The organism is Neobacillus cucumis (genome assembly GCF_016908975.1).
GTDB lineage: Bacteria > Bacillota > Bacilli > Bacillales > Cytobacillaceae > Neobacillus > Neobacillus cucumis.
Genome location: NZ_JAFBEX010000014.1, coordinates 114,459 through 136,152 on the forward strand (window position 1 = coordinate 114,459; position 21,694 = coordinate 136,152).

Annotated in this window: 19 protein-coding genes; 3 read left to right on the plus strand and 16 right to left on the minus strand. The window is 39.1% G+C overall.

Going from position 1 to position 21,694, the window contains the following annotated elements:
* Positions 1-198: 198 nt before the first annotated feature.
* The 4 genes from JOC76_RS19115 to JOC76_RS19130 form a co-directional block, all read right to left on the minus strand.
* Positions 199-885: a PspA/IM30 family protein gene (locus JOC76_RS19115; RefSeq protein ID WP_205180275.1), complete on the minus strand. Its 687-nt coding sequence runs from the start codon at positions 883-885 to the stop codon at positions 199-201.
* Complete coding sequence (locus JOC76_RS19120) at positions 878-1,276, minus strand: hypothetical protein (protein WP_205180277.1); 399 nt, start codon at positions 1,274-1,276, stop codon at positions 878-880. Before JOC76_RS19120 ends, JOC76_RS19115 begins: the two co-directional genes overlap by 8 nt.
* 235 nt (positions 1,277-1,511) lie before the next feature.
* Positions 1,512-2,276 (minus strand): sulfite exporter TauE/SafE family protein, encoded by a 765-nt coding sequence (locus JOC76_RS19125; protein WP_205180279.1) that lies wholly within the window; start codon positions 2,274-2,276, stop codon positions 1,512-1,514.
* A gap of 258 nt (positions 2,277-2,534) precedes the next feature.
* Positions 2,535-3,497 (minus strand): bile acid:sodium symporter family protein, encoded by a 963-nt coding sequence (locus tag JOC76_RS19130; protein WP_205180281.1) that lies wholly within the window; start codon positions 3,495-3,497, stop codon positions 2,535-2,537.
* A 382-nt stretch (positions 3,498-3,879) separates the two neighbouring features.
* Here JOC76_RS19130 and JOC76_RS19135 point away from each other — a divergent pair, with 382 nt between their 5' ends.
* Both JOC76_RS19135 and glpK read left to right on the plus strand, forming a co-directional pair.
* Entirely contained in the window at positions 3,880-4,704 is an 825-nt protein-coding gene (locus tag JOC76_RS19135) for an MIP/aquaporin family protein (RefSeq protein WP_205180283.1), read from the plus strand.
* A 26-nt stretch (positions 4,705-4,730) separates the two neighbouring features.
* On the plus strand, positions 4,731-6,221 hold the full coding sequence (gene glpK / locus JOC76_RS19140) for a glycerol kinase GlpK (protein WP_205180294.1): 1,491 nt from the start codon (positions 4,731-4,733) through the stop codon (positions 6,219-6,221).
* A 798-nt stretch (positions 6,222-7,019) separates the two neighbouring features.
* Here the strand turns inward: glpK and JOC76_RS19145 are convergent.
* Together JOC76_RS19145 and JOC76_RS19150 are read right to left on the minus strand one after the other, a co-directional pair.
* A complete protein-coding gene (locus tag JOC76_RS19145; protein WP_205180296.1) occupies positions 7,020-8,711 on the minus strand; it encodes a glycerol-3-phosphate dehydrogenase/oxidase in 1,692 nt (563 codons plus the stop codon).
* Between the two features lie 179 nt (positions 8,712-8,890).
* A complete protein-coding gene (locus tag JOC76_RS19150; protein WP_205180298.1) occupies positions 8,891-9,463 on the minus strand; it encodes a glycerol-3-phosphate responsive antiterminator in 573 nt (190 codons plus the stop codon).
* A gap of 250 nt (positions 9,464-9,713) precedes the next feature.
* On the opposite strand from JOC76_RS19150, the gene JOC76_RS19155 reads away from it, so the two are divergent.
* Positions 9,714-10,817 (plus strand): 5-methyltetrahydropteroyltriglutamate--homocysteine S-methyltransferase, encoded by a 1,104-nt coding sequence (locus tag JOC76_RS19155; protein WP_205180300.1) that lies wholly within the window; start codon positions 9,714-9,716, stop codon positions 10,815-10,817.
* A 182-nt stretch (positions 10,818-10,999) separates the two neighbouring features.
* Here the strand turns inward: JOC76_RS19155 and JOC76_RS30750 are convergent, their stop codons facing one another.
* The 10 genes from JOC76_RS30750 to JOC76_RS19205 form a co-directional block, all read right to left on the minus strand.
* On the minus strand, positions 11,000-12,364 hold the full coding sequence (locus JOC76_RS30750) for an Ig-like domain-containing protein (RefSeq protein ID WP_205180302.1): 1,365 nt from the start codon (positions 12,362-12,364) through the stop codon (positions 11,000-11,002).
* A 164-nt stretch (positions 12,365-12,528) separates the two neighbouring features.
* A complete protein-coding gene (locus JOC76_RS19165) occupies positions 12,529-13,158 on the minus strand; it encodes a YesL family protein (RefSeq protein ID WP_205180304.1) in 630 nt (209 codons plus the stop codon).
* 15 nt (positions 13,159-13,173) lie between these two features.
* A complete protein-coding gene (locus JOC76_RS19170; RefSeq protein WP_205180306.1) occupies positions 13,174-14,595 on the minus strand; it encodes a glycoside hydrolase family 32 protein in 1,422 nt (473 codons plus the stop codon).
* Positions 14,588-14,842, minus strand: a complete 255-nt coding sequence (locus JOC76_RS19175) for a PfkB family carbohydrate kinase (protein WP_205180308.1) — start codon at positions 14,840-14,842, stop codon at positions 14,588-14,590. Before JOC76_RS19175 ends, JOC76_RS19170 begins: the two co-directional genes overlap by 8 nt.
* A gap of 48 nt (positions 14,843-14,890) precedes the next feature.
* Positions 14,891-15,355: a PfkB family carbohydrate kinase gene (locus JOC76_RS19180; protein WP_205180310.1), complete on the minus strand. Its 465-nt coding sequence runs from the start codon at positions 15,353-15,355 to the stop codon at positions 14,891-14,893.
* Positions 15,356-15,372: 17 nt separating this feature from the next.
* A complete protein-coding gene (locus JOC76_RS19185) occupies positions 15,373-16,218 on the minus strand; it encodes a carbohydrate ABC transporter permease (RefSeq protein WP_205180312.1) in 846 nt (281 codons plus the stop codon).
* Between the two features lie 15 nt (positions 16,219-16,233).
* Positions 16,234-17,157, minus strand: a complete 924-nt coding sequence (locus JOC76_RS19190) for a carbohydrate ABC transporter permease (protein WP_205180314.1) — start codon at positions 17,155-17,157, stop codon at positions 16,234-16,236.
* A gap of 218 nt (positions 17,158-17,375) precedes the next feature.
* Positions 17,376-18,647 (minus strand): ABC transporter substrate-binding protein, encoded by a 1,272-nt coding sequence (locus tag JOC76_RS19195; RefSeq protein ID WP_205180315.1) that lies wholly within the window; start codon positions 18,645-18,647, stop codon positions 17,376-17,378.
* Positions 18,648-18,802: 155 nt separating this feature from the next.
* Positions 18,803-19,939: a response regulator transcription factor gene (locus tag JOC76_RS19200; protein ID WP_205180317.1), complete on the minus strand. Its 1,137-nt coding sequence runs from the start codon at positions 19,937-19,939 to the stop codon at positions 18,803-18,805.
* Entirely contained in the window at positions 19,929-21,686 is a 1,758-nt protein-coding gene (locus tag JOC76_RS19205; protein ID WP_205180319.1) for a cache domain-containing sensor histidine kinase, read from the minus strand. The genes JOC76_RS19200 and JOC76_RS19205 overlap by 11 nt, the downstream gene beginning before the upstream one ends.
* Positions 21,687-21,694: the final 8 nt, after the last annotated feature.

Sequence of the window (21,694 nt, forward strand, 5' to 3'; positions counted from 1 at the left end):
CCGCTTCCAAATCAACGGGAATCATAGGGACGGTTCTTCCGCTTCCAAATCAACGGGAATCATAGGGACGGTTCTTCCGCTCCCAATCTAGGTTAATAATAGCAGAACCCCTTTACACAATAAGTGAAAGGGGTTCTGCTTTAGGTATGATTGCCAAACTTTCGAGGAAGCAGGAGAACCGTCCCCCTGCTTCCTTTTTTATAATGCTGCGACTTTTTCTTTTTCGTTCTTTAGTTTTTCTAGTTCTTTGTTGAGTTCTTCGTCGCTTACATAGTTGTCATAGGCCGCATCGAATTGGGCTAATGGAGCTGCAAACTGGTTGCCTGCTTGGACTTCTGCTTCCATTAATAGAATTTTCTCTTCGGCACGCGCTACGCCTCTTGCAATATCATCGGTATTGAAGGAAACGGTCACTTTTTGAATTTGTTTCATGGACTGAGCCACATTGGCGCGAGACGCTAACAAGATTTTCTTTTGCTGCATTTGGTTGTAGGTTTCTTTGAGGTGATCCAGTTTTTCCAAGAGGATTTGGGTTTGTCCCTTAATTGACTCTAATTGATCCACATAAACTTTCAACTGGTTTTCTTTGTTAAGCTTTTCTTGTACCGCTAGTTTAGCCATGGCCTCGTCGCCTTGTTCAAGCGCTAGTTTGGCTTGACGCGTACGCTTGTCCACTAATGCTTTTGTCTCCGAAATAAGAGCCGCTTGTTTTTTCTCTACAAAAATTTGTCGAGCTAACGCTTGCTGACCTTTAACGATTTCTTGTTCCATTTCTCTTGAATACTCATTTAACATGGCAATCGGATCTTCGATACCATCTAGTAATCCGTTAATTTCCGCCATTGTAATTGTTTTTAATCGTTTAAAAATACCCATTCTATTCATTCTCCTTTTTGGTTAAAATATTTTTTTCCCATTGATCTAGGATGTTTGCATTTTGATTTGTTACTGGAATATGTGAACCTGTAAGTGATGTGTCAATAAATTGTTGCATAGAAGAAGTTTTGGACTTCTTATTTAGCCATCTTACTAATAGAACTAGAACAGCTAGTCCAATAATAAGAAAAAGCCAAGGGAATCCACCTTCCTGGTGAGGGCCATTCATCATTTGGTGGCCGCCGCCAAATCCGCCGCGGGGTCCCATTCCACCATGCTCTCCAGGTCCTCTAGCATAAGCGCTGCTCCCACCTAGTAGAAAGTGGAGAACGTTAAAAACTAGTACCGAAGATGCAATGATGACTCCCCAGAAAATACCCTTTTTTGCTTTTGAATTCATCTTTATCCTCCTTTCGCTATCTGATGTAATGAATATTAATAGAGAATGGTGAAAAGTTGGTGAAAAGGAGAAAATAGATTTAAAAAAAGAAAAGTTTATTTTTAAATGCATAAAAAAAGCCCAGTCCAACTAGAACTGAGCAAAGGAAGCAAATAATTTCATTCATCGGGGTTTTTTCTACCATAAAAAATGACTATCAAAAATTGATAGTCATTTTTAGAAGCCTATACGTTTTTTATACTAACTTTAACCCACTAACAAAAATCAATACCGCCACAATTGCCCGCAAGGGTCTCGCTGGAACCTTACTTGAAATCATACTCCCGATGAGCACTCCAGGGATTGATCCCGTGAGAAGATTTCCTACAAGCATGTAATTCACATTTCCAAAACCAATATGAAGCAATCCTGCAACCGTAACAAGTAGAAATGCATGTGAAATATCCGTACCAACCATCTCTGAAGTCTTCATTTTATAAAGATAAATCATCGCCACCGCGAATAAAGAACCCGAACCTAATGATGTGAGGCCGACAATAAATCCAAAGACGCAGCCAATTAAGATCGTCAGCCCCTTTTTCTCGCTCAAAGGCTTTGACTGCCAGCGATTAGGACGTAGTCTTTTTTCAAAAAAAGTTTTGATGATGACCGCAACGGAAACAAATATAAGAACATAGCCAAGGGCATTTCGAATGATCTGTTCCTGATTATGGTAGGCAGCTTCAAAGAAATGAAGGGCGGTAATCGCGATAGCCGCGCTCGGTATACTCCCAATTGCTAAATATTTAACCATTTGAACATTTACGTTTTTTTGTCGCCAATGGCCAAAAACACCGAATAGCTTCGTTATTGAGTTATAAACAAGGTCTGTCCCTACCGCAATCGAGGGATTAACTCCTAACAATATTAACAATGGCGTAAGCAATGCTGCTCCACCCACTCCTGTTAATCCTACCAAAAAACCAACCAACAAACCCATTAATGTTATGCCTATGGTCATATTTGCACGCCCCATCTTAATTCCAAGTATTTATATAGGATTATATATAAATATATGATTATTGTAAATAACAAAGTTTTTGTTAGATTCTGAGAATTATCAGGAGGGAGCGTAAATGGCGTCCGGACACGATAATTTTTCGCTTCTAGCAGCATTATTCTTATTATTTGTGACCGAAAAAAACACTGGACTAACTTAGTTGTACTTACTTATAAAAAACGATCCAGCTCACACACCGAGCTGGATCGCTTTTCAATATTAACCTACACGTTTCATACTTGGATTCTTACCTTCTTTTTCCTTCATCCGGCTGAAAAGATTAGCGAGAACGGAACCAGACAAGTTATGCCACACACTAAAAATCGCGCTCGGCACTGCTGATAATGGCGAGAAATGGGCTGTAGCAATCGCAACTCCCAATCCGGAATTCTGCATGCCAACTTCCATTGCAACCGCCTTTTGCTTAGCCAAATCCATTCCGCAAAGACGCGCAAAGAAAAAGCCAATCGTGAATCCTAACAAATTATGAAGAATAACAACTCCAAAAATAAGCAATCCAGTTTCAGCAATCTTAGCCGCACTGCCGGCTACAACTGCTGACACTATTAACACAATTGCAATAACGGAAACGAGCGGCATTGCCTTCGCACCTGCTTGTGCTTGTTTTCCGAATAATTTTTTAATGATAAAGCCAACAGCCAATGGAACAATTACAACCTGTATAATTTGAAGGAATAATGATGACACACTGACATCCACCCATTTGCTCGCAAACAGAAGAATAAGCAATGGCGTGACAATTGGCGCTAAAATGGTAGAAACAGAGGCAATCGCTACCGCCAACGCGACATTTCCTCGTGCTAGAAACACCATTACATTGGAAGCTGTTCCGCTCGGGCAGCATCCTACTAAAATAACTCCGACCGCGACTTCTTTCGGTAAGTGCAGGCCGACTGCCAATAAAAAGGCCAACAAGGGCATAATGATGAAGTGTCCGATTACCCCAAGCGCCACTTCTTTTGGTCTTCTAAATACCTCTTTAAAATCCGATAATTCTAGTGTTAGACCCATTCCAAACATAACAATCCCTAATAATGGAACAATATAGCCCCCTAACCCTACAAAATGACTAGGAAATTTATAAGCAATAACCGCAAAGATTAACACCCATAATGTAAAGGTCTTCCCGGCAAAGCTGCTGATTTTCTCGATGACTCCCATAAAAGTACCCCCTTATATTCTTTCGTTTTTCTAAATAATCAGTCTTTTAATATATTAGAATAAATTTTTATAAAAATCAATATTTTCTCACAAATAGTTTTTCACAATGATGATTGTTTATTTCGGTTAAATAAATCTCTCTATCCATAGGAAAAAATCTAGCAGAACAAAAGATAGACAAACAACTTTATAATAGATGATTAGAAATATTCTATGAATCTATTGACAACGTTTACAATTAGACTTTATACTGTAGATAAGTTGATATTATGTGAAAGAGAACATGGAGACTCACGAAATTTTCCCCTTAGGGGGATATTTTGTGGTCTCCTTTTTTTGTTTCTATTATTATCTTCGTCATTTTATTTCAGGGAGGTCAATTATGACAGCATTTTGGGGGGAATTAATCGGTACGGCTATTTTAATTACGTTAGGAGCGGGTGTTTGCGCAGGGGTAAATTTAAAGAAAACGCTCTCTAATGGAAGTGGATGGATTGTGATTACGTTTGGCTGGGGGTTTGCAGTAGCAATTGCTGCATATGCCGTGGGAAAATTTAGCGGTGCCCATCTAAATCCGGCTTTAACAATTGCTCTAGCATTCACTGGGAATCTTCCCTGGAGCCAGGTTCCAACTTATATTATCGGACAAGTTATTGGTGCCTTTGTAGGCTCGGTTGTGGTTTACTTGCAATATCTGCCACATTGGAGGGTAACGAATGATCCAGGTGCAAAACTAGGAACCTTTGCAACAGGGCCTGCTATTCCTTATACGTTTGCGAACTTAATAAGCGAAATAATTGGTACTTTTATTCTGGTTTTAGGTATTTTAGCAATAGGTGCAAATAAATTTACAGATGGATTAAATCCGCTTGTGGTAGGCTTCCTCATTGTTAGTATCGGTTTGAGTTTAGGAGGAACAACAGGGTACGCGATTAATCCAGCACGTGATTTCGGACCAAGATTAGCCCATGCGCTTCTTCCGATTCCTGGTAAAGGAAGTTCGAATTGGGGATATGCATGGATTCCAATTGTCGGACCCATTCTTGGCGGAAGCCTTGGAGGTTTGTTCTATAAAGCAGCATTCCTTGGAAAAACAACTTCAGCTTTATGGTACGTTATAGGGGCATCACTTGTTATTTTAGCAGTGTCCTACTTTGCTAGTGAAAAACCACAAGATTTACCAGAATTAGAAAAAGTAAGCGCATAAATTCGTCAAAGGGGAGAGTTATAATTATGGAAAAATACATCTTATCATTAGATCAAGGTACAACCAGCTCACGGGCAATTCTTTTTAATAAAAAAGGGGAAATAGTGCATGTAGCACAACAGGAATTTCAACAATACTTCCCTAAACCAGGCTGGGTGGAACATAATGCGAATGAAATTTGGGGTTCCATTTTAGCAGTCATCGCAACCTGCTTAACTGATGCAAATGTAAAACCAGAACAAGTTGCTGGAATCGGTATCACCAATCAACGTGAAACCGCTGTTGTTTGGAATAAAGCAACAGGTCAGCCGATCTATCATGCCATCGTTTGGCAGTCCCGCCAAACTGCTGGAATCTGTGAAGAATTAAAAGCAAACGGATATGACCAATTATTTAGAGATAAAACAGGGCTTTTAATTGACGCTTACTTCTCTGGAACAAAAGTAAAATGGATTTTAGATAATGTGGAGGGTGCAAAAGAAAAGGCTGAGCGAGGGGAGCTTCTCTTTGGAACGATTGACACATGGCTGATTTGGAAGTTATCAGGTGGTAAATCACATGTTACAGATTATTCCAACGCATCGAGAACATTGATGTATAACATTCATGAACTTAAATGGGATGAGGAATTATTGGAGATCCTTGGAGTCCCCGCCTCTATGCTTCCTGAAGTCCGCCCATCTTCAGAGGTATATGGAGATACAGTTGATTATCACTTCTTCGGATGCAATGTACCGATTGCAGGGGTAGCTGGTGACCAGCAGGCTGCATTATTCGGACAGGTCTGCTATGAAAAAGGAATGGCAAAAAATACGTACGGAACTGGCTGCTTTATGCTAATGAATACTGGCGAAGAAGCGGTAAAATCTGAACATGGATTATTAACAACAATTGCATGGGGAATCAACGGAAAAGTGGAATATGCTTTAGAAGGAAGTATTTTCGTTGCTGGTTCTGCAATCCAGTGGCTACGTGATGGGCTCCGCATGTTTAGGAATACTGCACAGAGCGAGGAATATGCAACCAGTGTATCTTCTACAGATGGCGTCTATATTGTGCCTGCGTTTGTTGGGTTAGGAACCCCATATTGGGATAGTGATGTACGTGGTGCCGTATTTGGGTTAACTCGTGGTACAACAAAAGAACATTTTATTCGTGCTACACTAGAGTCTCTTGCTTACCAAACAAAGGATGTACTCACATCAATGGAGTCTGATTCAGGAATTTCATTAAAAGCTTTACGTGTTGATGGGGGAGCTGTTGCCAATAACTTCTTAATGGAATTCCAAAGCAATCTGTTAAATGTTCCAGTAGAACGCCCTGTTATCAAGGAAACTACTGCATTAGGTGCCGCCTATTTAGCAGGGTTAGCAGTTGGGTATTGGGAAAGCCAAGAAGAAATTGCTGCTCAATGGAACATGGATCGTGCCTTTACTCCTGTAATGGGTGAAGAAGAACGCGAAACTCTATATACAGGCTGGAAAAAGGCAGTTAAAGCTGCAATGGAGTTTAAATAAATTGGTAAATTAGTAGAAAAGGCTGTACAAAAGGTTGTTAAACAAAAACCTTTTGTACAGCCTTCTTTTATATAAGGGGTAAGCCTAAAAATGAGAGCCACCCCTTTTTTCTAACGGGTTCCGTTTCCTATCGCAAAACGTCAATTTGCACAGGAAAATGCAATCCTTTTTGCACTATAATAATGTAAAGCAATTTAAGGCTAGAGAGATTAAAAAACATTAGAAATAGCAAGGGTTTGCTATTTTGCGTTTAATTGCTAATTCTTCGGAAGTTTGCAAACCATTTCCGCCTTCTTCGTATCGATTTTTGTGTAGATATCAGAATTCATAGGCAGAGAATTTCCTGCTAATGTCCATAGGGAAGCTTAAGAAGCGAAGATATTCCGATTAACTGCTCTTAATAGGATAAAATCCAAAGACGTGGATAATATAAACGGAAAAACTACCCTTATTTATACGGAAATAGGGTCTTTCCTAATTTAGTCGGAATTTTACCGTTTATTTTTCATTCGCAGTGAAACCAACATTCAGTTATAACAGCGCCTAACCTTAAAGAGGAAAATATTTTTCTGTTTATCAATTTGCAAGTAAAAATGTAGTATCTTTTGCTGCGGTACAATGGCTATTGTACCCCTACATTTTAATATAAAAATTGCACTACAAATTGTCTCCAATAATTATTAATATCCCTCAACAAAAATGGACCTCCAAATTACCATACAATTTGAAGGTCATTTTCCATTACATTTTTTTGTTTGCGATAGTTAACGGAACCTGTTACCGTTTTTCATTTCTATTTTAATGTCCACTCGCTGCTTTAGTAATTAGGTCTTTTTCATCTATAGGGGTAACGGCCCTTAGTAAACCCTCTTCTAAGGCTAAAGAATAATGTTTCGTTTGTTGATCCGTCCATTTAAACTTATCCGCCATATATGCAATGACTTGTTTTTTCCACCTTTGCACTAATTGAATGTTAAACAAAATGGCTCCGGTCCGACGATTAAAGAAATCAATAGGAGTAGCAATCATTTCTTGATTCAATGCATAAACAAGCTTTGCGAATAACTCAAGAGGAAGTTCGTATTTCTTAGCATCTTCTTTATTTTCTAATAAGAGTTTGTAAACTGCCTTAATATTTGAACCGTAAGTTCGTGCCAAACTTTCAGTCTCTACCTTCGTAAGCCCCAAATCTCTTCCTTGATTGATATGCTTAGATACATAGGAAGCAAATTGACTGGAACCGCCAACATTACCACCGGAAATTGGGAGTTTTTTTGTTTGGCATGCCGGGAAGTTTCTTCCTTCTTCCATCTGCATCTCTTTAGCCAACAGGTCAACGACCATTTCCGCCATTTTACGATATCCGGTTAATTTACCTCCAGCAATGGTAATCAGACCTGATTTAGATTTCCAAATTTCATCCTTCCGTGATATCTCGGATGCACTTTTTCCTTCCTCGTAAATCAGAGGTCGAACTCCAGCCCAACTGGATTCAATATCCTTTTTACTTATTTCTACGTCAGGAAACATATAATTAATCGCTTTAATAATGTAATCGCGATCCTCAACTGTCATCGTTGGGCTAACCGCATCTTCATTAAAAAAAGTATCAGTTGTTCCTACATATGTTTTTCCATCTCTTGGTATGGCAAAAACCATGCGTCTATCAGGTGTATCAAAATAGATGGCTTGTTTTAATGGGAAGCGAGATTGGTCAATGACAAGATGGACACCTTTCGAAAGCTGGAGGACCTTGCCGGTTTTTGATTGGTCCATTTCTCGGATGGAATCAACCCATGGACCAGCAGCATTGACGATTTTTTTTGCATGAATGGTATATTTTTCACCGGTTAACTGGTCTTGAACTAAAGCTCCAACCACTTTTCTATTTTCATAAATAAGCTTCATTACTTTTGTATAATTAGAAGCAATGGCCCCGTTTTCAACCGCAGCTTTCATAACCTCAATGGTTAATCTTGCATCATCAGTACGGTACTCCACATAAGAGCCCCCACCTTTTAGACCCGTTTGTTTGACAAGCGGCTCTTTTGCTATGGTTTGTTTCGCTGATAACATTTTACGGCGTTCAGACTTCTTTACGCCTGCGAGGAAGTCATAAACCCGCAGCCCAATTGATGTGCTGATTTTACCGAAAGTCCCTCCCTTATGAATAGGAAGAAGCATCCACTCGGGTGTTGTCACATGAGGACCGTTTTCATAGACGATTGCTCGTTCTTTACCTACTTCAGCTACCATTTTTACTTCAAATTGTTTTAAATACCGCAGTCCGCCATGAACCAACTTTGTGGATCTACTCGATGTACCTGCCGCAAAATCCTCCATTTCGACAAGTGCAGTCTTTATTCCTCTTGTTGTTGCATCTAGTGCAATTCCTGCACCAGTAATTCCTCCACCAATAACTAAAACATCATATTGCTGACTTTTCAGGTGATCGACGATATCACTACGATAAAGGTTTGAAAATTTCATTTGAATTATCCTCCCATTAAGTGGATTGTTAAAAGGAAACAAAAAAGACCACAAAAGACATTATCTAAAAAGATAATGTTTTTGTGGTCTCTCCGATTCTCCTACCAATTATTAACTTACCTTTATCTTATCATCAAAAATCGGATTTGAATAGTATTAATATTTAAAGTAACAAATGCTCAGTACAATTCATTCATTTCCTGATTTTTTTCAAAATACTCCCAAAGATCTCGTTTTGATGTCGTTATAGCTGAGGCACCTGCATCTAGAGCGGCTAGGACGTCTTCAGTTGTCCGAATTAAACCTCCTGCAAAAATTGGGATATTTACCCGTTCTTTGACTTCCATAATCATTTTTGGCATTGCACCTGGAAGTACTTCTAAATAATCAGGTTGTGTTTTCTGAATGAGTTTGTAGCTTTTCTCAATCGCATGAGTATCAATCAAAAACATACGTTGTACGGCGACGACTCCTTTTTGCTTGGCCTTTTGGATGACTGTTCCCTTCGTTGAGATTAACCCATAAGGTTTGAATTCCTGGCAAATAAATTCTGTCGCGAATTCATCATTTTTAATACCGTGGATTAAGTCTACATGATAAATCATCTTCTTTTCGAATTGATTCGCCAACTTACTGATATTTTTCATTTGGCCTATATGCATGTCCAAAAAAATACCGATTTTATATGAGCTTTTTAAAAAACGCTCAAATTCTTTCATATTTGCAGAGGCTGGTAATATTTTTTGATCCATAATGACTTTAACCTTTCATAAAACTTTCCTCTATCATAAATAGAAATACCATTTATTACAATATGAAATCATGAATTTAAAATTTGTTGAATCCTGAAAGGAGTTCCGAAAATTATAGAAAAAAGTATAGGTACATCGGAATGCTATCTCAAAGGACCATTCGTTATAAAGATTAGAAGATATTTCATCTATGCATTTTTTGAAAATTATATATATAATTAAAATTATATTTTTAAAGGAGCGAGATAATATGACAAAAACACTTACAAAAGCACCTTTCAAAGCTGATCATGTCGGAAGCTTCCTTCGCCCAGAGCGATTGAAACAAGCACGTCTTCAAAAAGAAAACGGAGAAATCACAGCTGAACAGCTTCGTGCGATAGAAGATGAAGAGATCATTAAATTAGTAGAAAAACAAAAGGAAGTGGGTCTTTCAGCGGTAACAGATGGAGAATTCCGCCGTGCCTGGTGGCATTTTGACTTCCTTGCAGGACTTGAGGGCGTAGAGCTTTATGAAGCTGAACAGGGAATTCAATTTCACGGTGTCCAAACAAAAGCTCACGGACTAAAGGTAAATGGCAAGCTTGATTTTGTGACGCACTCATTTATTGATGACTACAAATTCTTGCATAGCATCAAGGGTGACCATGTCGCAAAATTCACTATCCCTAGCCCGAATATGCTTTTCTTTAGAGGGACGATTGAAGAAGCAGTTTATCCTGATAAAGACGTATTCTTTGATGATTTAATTAAAGCCTACCAAAAAGCGATCCAAGCATTTTATGATGCAGGCTGCCGCTATTTGCAATTAGATGATACTTCTTGGGCGGTGTTCTTCTCTGAGCAAGGTCATAAGCAGATTGCTGAAAAAGGCTATACTCCTGAAGAGTTAATTAAGATTTTCACTCGTGCGATTAACGAATCGATCGCTAACAAACCAGAGGATATGGTGATTACGATGCATATCTGCCGTGGAAACTTTAAATCTACTTATACCGCAAGCGGTGGTTATGATAATGCATCTGAATATATCTTTGGCCAATTAAATTTAGACGGCTTATTCTTAGAATTTGATGACGAGCGTTCTGGTGGCTTTGCTCCGCTTCAACACGTAAATCGTAAAGATCTACAAATCGTCCTAGGACTAATCACTTCGAAGTTTGGGGATTTAGAAGATCCTGAGCTAATCAAAGCACGTATCGCTGAAGCGGCTAAGTATGTTGATTTAGACCAACTATGCCTAAGCCCGCAATGCGGATTCTCCTCTACCGAAGACGGAAACCTACTAACCGAAGAACAACAATGGGAAAAAATGAAACATGTCATCTCCATTGCGAATGATGTGTGGAAATAGGAGCACAGGGAGCACGGGGACGGTTCTCTTGATTCCTGTGGAAGCGCGGGAAGCGCGGGGACGGTTCTTCTGATTCCGAATCATAAGAACCGTCCCCATGATTCTGCCCGTTTCCCCAAACCGCAAAAAAACCTGAAGCATGGTGTGCTTCAGGTTTTTTGCTTTGTCAATATTACCGTATTTTAATAGACTGTTACAAATACAGACTTACTTTGATTGTAGGCGTTATCCATAGCAATCACTTCAAGTTGTGCCCCTTTGGTCTGTTTCGTAATTGCTACGGTAAATTTCCCGTAGGTATCAACTGTTGCGGTTCCAAGTAATGTTGTTCCTCGATAAATATAAATTTTGGATCCTTTTTCACCTGTACCCGTTACATTAGTTGAAGTATACGTTACTTTATTGACAGTCGGAGCTGCAGGCGGAGTCTTGTCCAATACAGTTAAATTGGTTGAACTTTGGTTCCCTGCCTTATCAGTGGCATAAACCGTTAAGGTGGTGCCCGCCTTTTGTACAGCCGTCAGTTTAAGAGTAAAATAACCTGAACTGTTAGCTGCTCCACTTGCTAAAACAGTACTGCCGACTTTGATGGTTACAGTTGCATTTGCTTCCGTATTACCTGTGACAATCGTTTGATTATCTCCAACGCTATTAACAGTTGGTTTGACCGGCGGAGTTTTGTCCGTAACCGTAACCGTCACGTTTCCGCTTTTGTTTCCAGCGGCATCCTGGGCATAAAAGGTCAAGGTTGTCCCCGCCTTTTGAGGTGAGATGGAAATACTAAAGCTTCCAGATGAATTCGCCTTACCACTGCCAATTGTTGACGTTCCTAATTTCGCATAGACAGTGGAATTTGCTTCTGCCGTCCCAGAAATCGTCGTATCCTTATCACTGACAGCTTTGACAATTGGATTGGCTGGCGGAGTAGTATCAGCTATTACATAATAAGGATTTTTCACTTGGAAAAGTGTTGTATCGGAATAATATGTATCATAAATTGAATCTGCAACACCTAATCTCATATAGATATATGGTTGATCGCTAAATGTCGATTTTGAAACATAGGAATGTAGATTAACGGTTTGATAGCCAGATGTATCAAATTGGGTATAGCCAGCATACGCCAAAGTACCACCATTATTTTTGTAAAACTCAATGGATGTAATTGCATCTTTTAGATAGTAATAATCGGTAGAATCGGTGACTTGAATGTCCATCAAATCGGTTGTGTAGCTTGATACACTTCCAAAAGTAATCGTATGTATGGTATCCCAACTATCATACAAGTAATCTACGAATTGCCCATTGGTGACGAGTTTGTAATCTCCCGGGCTCGTATAAGATTGAGTTTGAACCTTGGATTTAATCAGTGGACTTTTCGGTGCAGTGGTAATCATCGACTTACCAAATGACTTGAACGGCTGACCGATTGGTTCACCCGCTGGTTTAATCTGCTTGGCAGTAGTTTCCCCAAATGCAACAGAAGGAAGAATAGCAAATAAGCAAACCACTACAAAACTACAAAAAAATGTTTTTAAAGCCTTCACACTTATTCATCTCCTTTTCTCCTCCTATTTTACCAATCAGTAGTAAAATTGTCTGTAATTATTTTGAAAAAATTTATTTTTTTTAGGACTATATTACCAATTAAATAAGGACGGTTCTCCTGCTTCCAAAGGAAGCAGGAGAACCGTCCTTATGATTCCCAGAATCAAGAGAACCGTCCCCATGATTTTGATTGGATCTTTGGTAATCTCTCAACCTTATCAAATGCAATCATTGAAAATCGGAACGATACCATTGAAACAGGTACAACGATAACAAAAATCGTAAATGGCGCATAATACAGGATCATTCCTGCCCCAATCCACATCAGGATAATGGCGAAGGTTGTTTTCGCATCAATAACGGAAAACGTAAATGCTTGCTTAATTAGTTCCAAACCTTTTGTTTGATAATGAACCATAATCGAAAACAACATACTACTAGTTAATAGATAAAGAATAAACGCCGTTACGGTTACAACAATCAGCATAATCTTTACGATACTCTGAACTTGCAAGAAAAAGTATGCATCCAACACAAGCAACATGCCAAGGAATTGCCAAAGGGTTCCCACCATCAATCCTTGTTTAAAAAATAATCGATATTCAAGGATAAAACTCCGAATGACACTTTCATCCTTGTACAAATGCCACTTTCGGATGACCGCATACATTGCAGCGGTGGAAGGTCCAATCGTCAAAACGGGCATAAAACTAAGAACCCATAAGACATTTAGGATGATGATATTCGTAACGGTTTTTAAGAATAAAGAGGTTTTTCCTTCCCAAGGATTCATGGTTGTCACCCTTTCTTACTTCCAGGTAGATTCAAGTTGATAGATAGCTGCATTCCCTAACCTAACTTCTCCATCCACAGCCTTATACTCTAACGTAAATGGAGATTCTAACGGAAAGAAAATCTCAGTCATAACACGAATTCCTCCATTGACAAACAGTTCAACAGAAGTCTTATCAAGAATAAATGTGAAATCCTCTAACACTGCTAAGGGCATCGTATCTACGCTCGCGAATTTCTCGGAGAAAGATACTTGACCGCTGTTTCTCCGGTCAATTCTTACTTCTTTTCCAATCTTATCAAAAACAATCTCCAGCTGTTCCTGTTCACCTTTAAACGAAATCACAAACTCAGATGCCGTACTCTCGAGCACATTTGCTTTAGCAAATAATTGGCGGACATCCAATTTCAGTTGATAGGATTCACTAGTTCGAAGCGTTAATGTTTCATCAGATAAAAGGGCCTCTTTATATAAAGGAGAAAGGTCAATCGGATTCTGAACCAACCTTAGCTCCCCGTCAACTCTAAGCAATCCTAATTTTCTTGGGATCGACATCGCACTTCTAAAAGGAGCGGATGGAACTTCTCTGGCATATTGCCAATTACTCATCCAGCCAATCCAAATCGGTTCAGGGAGATTACTCCAGGTTACCGCTGCATAGAAGTCACGGCCAAAATCGGCCCATTTCACAACATCCTTTGCATCATCACAAATAAACTCTACGCCATTGAATTCGCCAACAAAATACTGGACAACAGACCCGCCATTCGGTCCGCCTGGATTAATACTTACAATCAATACCCATTTCTGTTGGACTTCCCCTTCAACCGGCAGTGGAATCAAGTCTGGGCACTCCCAAACTCCGCCATGGGCACCATGTTCACTGCCAAATGCCGAAAGATGCTCCCAATCAATTAGGTTTGGCGAGCCATAAAAACGAATACAATTTCCACTCGCAAGCGACATCACCCATTTTTGTGACTCTTCATGCCAAAATACCTTCGGGTCACGGAAATCCTTTTCCCCTGGATTAGCTATAACCGGATTCCCGTCATACTTAACCCAAGTCCTTCCTCTGTCATTGGAATAAGCAATGCTTTGCTTTTCATTGTCTTCGCCGTGATGCGTGAAAATCGCCACCATCACATCTTCATCCGACGTTTTTAAGCCACTCGTATTGTGTTGATCGATAACCGCACTACCTGAAAAAATTTGTCCTAGCTCATCTGGATAAAGTGCGATCGGCAGCTCCTCCCAATGCAGCAAGTCCTTACTGACGGCATGACCCCAATGCATGGGCCCCCAAACCATGCTATGTGGATGATATTGATAAAAAAGATGGTACTCCCCTTTGTAATAAACCAAACCATTAGGATCATTCATCCAATTCTCTTTTGGACTAAAGTGAAGCTGGGGCCGATATTGTTCATTATACATTTTGAACACCTCTGACTAATTTTTCTAATTCATCCAAAGTAGGTACCACACTAAACCCGCCCTTTATGGTGGTGGAATAGGCAGCCACAGTATTCGCAAATTGTAGGATTTCCGATAAGTCCTGCTCTGTTAAATCGCCAATAGACTTCCTCTTAATCAAAAACTGATGAAGGACGGATGCCATGAAGGAATCTCCAGCACCTGTCGTATCCACTGGCTGAACATGAAGCCCTTCTTGTCTTATCACGGGGGAAGATGATATGAAAAAAGCGGCAGAGATGCTAGCAAAAGATTATCAAATTTCCTTGTTGTTTTTGACTAAAGGAAAAGATGGTTCTCTAGCCATTTGTAACGGAAGGGTGCTTGAGAAGTGAAATACCTCTGCCTCTTGGATTAAGTTCCTATTAATCTCATCTTTTGTTAAAAGCTGGTCCGCCCCTGGGTTTCGGATAAAATCAAAGGTCCGATTTTTACTTTCATCCAAGGATACAATCGCTACGGTTGTTGGGGCCGAGCCATCGGTGATGATATAGTCGGCATTGATATTGGCACCTTTTACTTTTTTCTTTAAAAAATGGCCAAAAGCATCGTTTCCTACCTTTGAAATATAAGCAGTCGAGTGTCCCCATTTAGCTAATCCAGACAGCACATTAAGCGGGGCACCCCCTGCCTTTGCCTCATAAGCAGGGGTATCTGATGTATAGTCATGGTGGGGAATCAAATCAATTAGTAATTCCCCAAGTGATACAACCTTGTACATACGGCTTTCCTCCTTTATTAGCCTTTCACACCACTAGAAGTGATTCCTTGAACATAGTAGCGTTGGAAAAATAAGAAAATCAAAATAACCGGAATCGTCGTCAACGTAAGGGCAGCCATGATTTGGCCATATTGAATGTTATTATCCGTAAATAGATACTGAATTCCAATTTGCACCGTTTGGATTGACTGGTCAGTGGCAACAATAAGCGGCCACATAAAGTCACTCCAATGGGTAACAAAGGTCAATATGGCTGCTGTCGCAAACACCGGTTTGGAATTCGGAACGACGATTTTGATAAAGGTTTGCCAAGGTGTCGCACCATCAATTTGGGCAGCCTCTTCCAATTCCTTTGGAAAGCCCATGAAAAATTGTCTGAACAAAAAGATATTAAACGCACTCGCAATAAATGGAACAATCAATGCTGGATATTGATTAATCCAGCCAAACTTATTGACCACAATATAAAGAGGGATTAAAACACTTTCGAATGGAACAACATACAAAGCAATGATGATCAATAAGACAAAGTCACTGCCAGGAAATTTTAATTTGACGAGTGCATATGCACAAATAGAGTTGACAATTGTACCTAATAGCACAATCATTCCCACTGTAAATAAACTGTTGCCCATATAATGGAAAAAGTTAATATTATCAGAGAATAGGATTTTTCTAAAGTTATCAAACGTCGTTTGTTTCGGGATAAAAGCTTGAAAGCCCATATCTTTAAAAATCAAGGTTTCAGGTTTGATTGACGCGATAATCATCCAAAGGAGCGGGGAAATAAACAAAAACCCAAGTACAAGGATGCTAAGCGTTATACCTATTTTTCCAATACGTTTTTTTGTACGGCTTTTCATCAGAAATCCACCCCTTTATTGTTTTAATATCTTTTTAAGCACCATGGATGTAATAAGAACAACTAAGAAAAAGACAACAGCAATCGCAGACGAATAACCAACATCGCGAAACTCGAACCCGTTTTCATAAAGCATAAAAACAAGTGTCTTTGTTGAATCGCTTGGCCCGCCGTTTGTCATGACATATGGCTGGATGAATAATCGAAAGGCTTGAATCGTTGTGATAATAAGAACAAATCCGGTAACATGCTGAATGGACGGTAGGGTGACATTTCGAAACTTCTGCCAAACATTGGCCCCATCGATGTCAGCTGCTTCATATAATTCCTCAGGTACATCTTTCAATCCTGCAAGAAAAATCATCATTTGAAACCCTGCCGCCTGCCAGATTGACATAAAGATGATGGAGTTCATTGCCTGATTGGGACTTAATAAAAACGGTTGGTTCTTAATTCCAAAAAGGTTCAAGGTATGATTAATAAGGCCACTATCCACGTTGTATAAAAAGGTCCAAAGAATCGCAACAACGACCATGGAGGTGACAACTGGACTAAAGAAAAATACACGTCCTAATGAAGCGACCTTTACCTTTTTATTAACCAAAATGGCTAAAAATAGCGCAACACCACATTGAAGCGGGACCACGAGAACAGTAAAGTATAATGTATTTTTTAATGCGGTAAAAAAAGTCTTATCTTGGAATAGTCTTATATAATTATCTAGACCAGTAAACACTTTTTCATCGGGATTTAACATGTTGTAATTCATAAAGCTGTACACGAATGCCAATCCGACTGGCAAGATTAAAAATGTAAATAACAAGGCCAAAGCTGGAAGAGAAAACAACACCCCTAATACTTTTTGCTGACGCTTGTACGTCATGTGATTTTCGCGTTTATATTTAACCTGGCTTTCACCTTTTCTTACGATTGTTTCCATTTCTCACACCACCCTTTGTATTAGAAAAGCGCAAGGCGCCGCTTATCGGCGACAAGCACAAGACGAGCCGGCCGAAAGGTTGTTTTTTAACCTTTTGGACGGATTGGCTTGTGACCTCGAGCCGATGGCGCCTGGAGCTGGACAATTCTCAAAGTCCAAATTTATACATTTTTATCTTTTGAAAAAAGGCAATCAAATGATTGCCTTTTATCTAGTTTTTACTTTTTTCTGTCGATTTCTTTATCGACTTCTTGTGCGACCTTATCTAATTCATCCTGTACATTACCGCCTAAGAAGATGTTTTGAACAGCTTGACCATACTTTGTCGATAATACTGGATAAGCAGTAGTAACAGGTCTTGGATGAGCGGTATTTAATACCTGCTCTTTTAAAATGTTAAGTGGTGCTTGGTTCCATTCCGTCATGGACTCGAATGAAGACATACGTGCTGCTGGCTTATTACTAGCTTTCGCTAACTTAATGACATTATCTTTATTCAGCATAAAGTTTAGTAGAGTTGCTGCTTCTTTCTTATGTTTTGTATTCTTTGAAATTCCCCAGTTCCAGTCACCTGATGGAGATACTTGTTCACCATCATTGCTTTTTGGATAGTAGGTGATTCCCCACTCTGTGTTAGGATAATCTTGTAATTTTCTCCATTCCCATGAACCCATTAACATCATGGCAGCTTTGCCATCTTCAAATTCAGTTGGTTTAGGCTGTAGGTTGACTAGCCCTTCTTTTGTAAACTTCTGGAGGTATTTCAATGCTTCTACTGCTTTAGGACCATTCACATAACCATCGGCTTTTGAACCATTTTTAGCAATAAAGCTACCGCCATTACTCCATACAGTTGGGCCTGTGAAATAGATAATCCATTCACCGTAATCAAGTGTCCAGTTGACACCGTAAATGCCCTTCTTTTTATTCGTTAGCTTTTTCGCAGCGTCGTAGAATTGATCCCATGTCCAAGCATCTTCCAGTTTTGTTGGCGGCTGGATGCCCGCATCAGCTAGCATTTTTTTGTTATAAAACAAGGCAACGGTTGATTCTGTTGGGCCAACTGTATATAACTTCCCATTAAATGTACCTTGTGTAATAATCGACTTTACAAAATCATCTTGGTTTTCAACAAGACCATCAATTGGCTGGATAATCCCGGAATCTGCATAGTTTGCGACATTCGGGCCATCCATCGCCACTAAATCCGGCAATGTATTACTTGTTGCAGCAGCTGAGACCTTATCTTCATAGGCATATTTATTTCCTCTTGGAATAAAGGTAATATCTGCTTGGATTTTCCCTTTGTACTTCTGATTAAATTCTTTAATAATTTCTTTATAGGCATCAGTTGCATCTCCCTGTGGATGCCATAATGTTAATTTAACGGCACCGCCCTCACCTGACGAAGAACTTTCCTTGCTGCTGCATGCACTTAAAATTCCTAGTAACAAAACAACAGCCATACTAATTGCTAAAAACTTTTTCACCTAATTTTCCCCCTTTGCCTTTTGATAAAGCGTTTCCATGCATTAAGAATAAAACATTTAAATCGCTTTCAAAATGTGACAATCCTCTTATCAATGTTTAAATTTCTACTTTTATAAAACTAGACAAAAAAAAGTCCCCCATCATAAATGAGAGACTACTTAAACATTTTTCGGTATTCACTTGGTGTTTTTTTCATTTTCTTTTTAAAAACCTGGCTGAAATAGCGTTGATCGGTATAGCCCACTTTAAGGGCTATTTCATACGTTTTTAATTCTAGATTTTGAAGGAACAGGCAGGCGTAATCAACTCTGACATTGGTTAAATATTCAAGAAAAGTGACCCCTGTTCTTTGTTTAAAAAGATGACTAAAATAACTGACACTCAAGCCCACCTTTTCAGCTACTTGCTCCATTCCTAAATCCTGCTCAAAATGATTCTTTATATAAGCAATCGCTTCGTCCATTTGGTCGGCAGCTGTGTGTTTTGGTTTGTACTCTTGTTTAATCAATTCGTCTGTAATAATCGTACTCTTTGTAAAAGCATCAAACTTAAGCCATTCTCTCGCATGGCTAACCGACTTTTTAACATCCATTAAACAATCCACATGTTCGCCAATAGACACCACACACTTTTGGGAAACGTTGTTTATGATTTGCTGGGCTAAATCCAGTGCGTATTCCTTTATGGAATCATGAGGACTTGTTAAAACGATGATGACTTCTTCATCCGACATCCTATACACATAGAGCTTGTCATGTAGCCGTTGTACGATGGACTCCAAGTTTTTTTCATAGGACTTCAAAGCAATTGCCAAATAGGAACCAACTTTATTTCGAATCTCAGGGTCCATTTTTTCGGTTGTCATCAGTTCATAGATTTGAAACTTTTCATATTCAGATTCACTTCGTTTTTGCTGATCTAATTGACCAACTGCCCGTTCAATGCACTCTTGTAATTCATCATAATCAATCGGTTTTAGAATATAATCGAGGGCATTATTTTTGATCCCTTCTCGGGCATACTCAAAATCATCATAGCCGCTGATTAATAAAGTGATGGGTTTATAGGGTAACGTTTGAATCTGCTTCAATAAATCAATTCCGGTCATTCCAGGCATGGAGATATCCGTTAAGATGATATCCATTTGTACCTTCTCTAAAATGGTCAATGCCTCATGACCATTTTGTGCCGTACCGGCCACCATACAATTCAGTGCCGGCCAATCAATAATTTGGGTAAGATTCTTTAAAATCAAGGGCTCATCATCTGCAATCAATACTTTATATACCATGTTTATCACCTTGAATAGGAAATGAGATTCGAATCGTTGTACCTTTATTTTCACTAGAACAAATCATTAGTCCATATTTTTTTCCATAATAAAGTCCCAATCGTTCCTGAACATTCCGGATACCGTGACCACCTTCTCGCTTAGGAATTTCTGATTCCGGTCGATTTAAATCCAGCAATACACTGTTATTCATTCCTTTCCCGTTATCCTCTATGAAAAATTGACCGTGGCCATTTCTTATGGTCCCTCTAATCTTGATCCTTCCACTGTGATCTTGGTCAAAGGCATGAATTAATATATTTTCAACTAATGGCTGAAGAATCAGTTTTAAAACAGGCTGGTTTTCCAAGACATCGTCTATCTCGACCTCATAGGAAAAGCGGTTATCATAACGGATCTTTTGGATTTCTAAATAACTCTTAACATGGCGAATCTCATCTTTCACCTTTACTTCATAGCCACCGTTAATACTGATCCGAAGTAATTTACCAAGGTTAATCGTCATTTTACTAATTTCCTTTTGGCCATTTAATGAAGCAAGGGCATTAATGGATTCGAGCGTATTATATAAAAAGTGAGGGTTGATCTGTTGCTGAAGCACCTTGAATTGGGCTTCCCGCTTTCGTTCCTGTTCGCTTTCCACTTCCCTTAATAACCATTGGATTCGGGTGATCATATTATTAAACCCGAGCGCAATATTCTCTAATTCTTTTATACGGTAACGCTTCATTCGAATGCCTAGCATCCCCTTCTCAGCTAGTTTCATATCTTTTAATAACTCTTGAATGAACTGAGTAATCCGTTTTAAATAGACCATATTGAAAAGTCCAGCAATAATCACGGCGATGATCACAATGAATAGGGTCGTATTTCGAATATGATTGATATCATTAGAGATTTCCTTCCAAGGTTTAATCGAAACCATCGTTAAAGCGGATGAGTTTGTAGCTGTTTGAAAACTTGAGGGCATAAACGTAATCAAACTTTTTTTGCCTTTCCAGGTATCAATCAGATAACCACTTTTCTTTGATTCAAGTTCGGCAAAGTGATCAATGGTAAAAGACTTTCCAATTAACTCCCGTTTCGGTGAATAAACGATTTTCCCCTTTTCATTCACTAACATTCCATAGGCAGAACCGTCTTGTATATCAGTGAAGGCGGAATCTAATAGATTCGAGTTGACGTCTAAAATGACATACCCTAAATTATCGAGGGTATCAATATCCTTCACCACTCGCCCTAATGTAAAGGAAGATTTTTTATTTTCATTGAATTGCTGCTGCTCAGAAGGAGTTAACCATACAGGTTTCCCCTTTTCCTGTAAAATCTGACGATAAAACGAGCTTGATTTAAATCTTCCATAGGAAGGGATTTCGGAATCTCTTAAATGGGTGGCCCCTCCATTTTCCCTATATAAAATAAAATCAGCAATTTGTGAGTTTCCAAGCATCATTCCGGCAACTGCCTGCTGTTTTGTATAAAAATCAATCATTGAAGTGGTATCGTTTGTACTCAGATATGACTGAATTTCACTAGAAGAAATAACATAATCGGAAAAAGCATTGACCTGTGATACAGAAGCCATGACATTTCGATCAACAGCCTTCAATGTCTGAACGGTCTGATTACTAATTTTTTGCTGCAGCGTGGTTGATGATATTTTATAAGAGACAAAGCCTAACGTAATAATAGGTAATAAGATAAAAAGTAAAAAAGCAAGAATCATTTTATGTTGAAATCTTAGCATGCAGGCAC

Bases quoted from the DNA above. Each gene is read 5' to 3' on its own strand.
- JOC76_RS19115 (WP_205180275.1), bottom strand. From the start codon at position 885: ATGAATAGAATGGGTATTTTTAAACGATTAAAAACAATTACAATGGCG.
- JOC76_RS19120 (WP_205180277.1), bottom strand. From the start codon at position 1,276: ATGAATTCAAAAGCAAAAAAGGGTATTTTCTGGGGAGTCATCATTGCA.
- JOC76_RS19125 (WP_205180279.1), bottom strand. From the start codon at position 2,276: ATGACCATAGGCATAACATTAATGGGTTTGTTGGTTGGTTTTTTGGTA.
- JOC76_RS19130 (WP_205180281.1), bottom strand. From the start codon at position 3,497: ATGGGAGTCATCGAGAAAATCAGCAGCTTTGCCGGGAAGACCTTTACA.
- JOC76_RS19135 (WP_205180283.1), top strand. From the start codon at position 3,880: ATGACAGCATTTTGGGGGGAATTAATCGGTACGGCTATTTTAATTACG.
- glpK (WP_205180294.1), top strand. From the start codon at position 4,731: ATGGAAAAATACATCTTATCATTAGATCAAGGTACAACCAGCTCACGG.
- JOC76_RS19145 (WP_205180296.1), bottom strand. From the start codon at position 8,711: ATGAAATTTTCAAACCTTTATCGTAGTGATATCGTCGATCACCTGAAA.
- JOC76_RS19150 (WP_205180298.1), bottom strand. From the start codon at position 9,463: ATGGATCAAAAAATATTACCAGCCTCTGCAAATATGAAAGAATTTGAG.
- JOC76_RS19155 (WP_205180300.1), top strand. From the start codon at position 9,714: ATGACAAAAACACTTACAAAAGCACCTTTCAAAGCTGATCATGTCGGA.
- JOC76_RS19165 (WP_205180304.1), bottom strand. From the start codon at position 13,158: ATGAATCCTTGGGAAGGAAAAACCTCTTTATTCTTAAAAACCGTTACG.
- JOC76_RS19170 (WP_205180306.1), bottom strand. From the start codon at position 14,595: ATGTATAATGAACAATATCGGCCCCAGCTTCACTTTAGTCCAAAAGAG.
- JOC76_RS19180 (WP_205180310.1), bottom strand. From the start codon at position 15,355: ATGTACAAGGTTGTATCACTTGGGGAATTACTAATTGATTTGATTCCC.
- JOC76_RS19185 (WP_205180312.1), bottom strand. From the start codon at position 16,218: ATGAAAAGCCGTACAAAAAAACGTATTGGAAAAATAGGTATAACGCTT.
- JOC76_RS19190 (WP_205180314.1), bottom strand. From the start codon at position 17,157: ATGGAAACAATCGTAAGAAAAGGTGAAAGCCAGGTTAAATATAAACGC.
- JOC76_RS19200 (WP_205180317.1), bottom strand. From the start codon at position 19,939: ATGGTATATAAAGTATTGATTGCAGATGATGAGCCCTTGATTTTAAAG.
- JOC76_RS19205 (WP_205180319.1), bottom strand. From the start codon at position 21,686: ATGCTAAGATTTCAACATAAAATGATTCTTGCTTTTTTACTTTTTATC.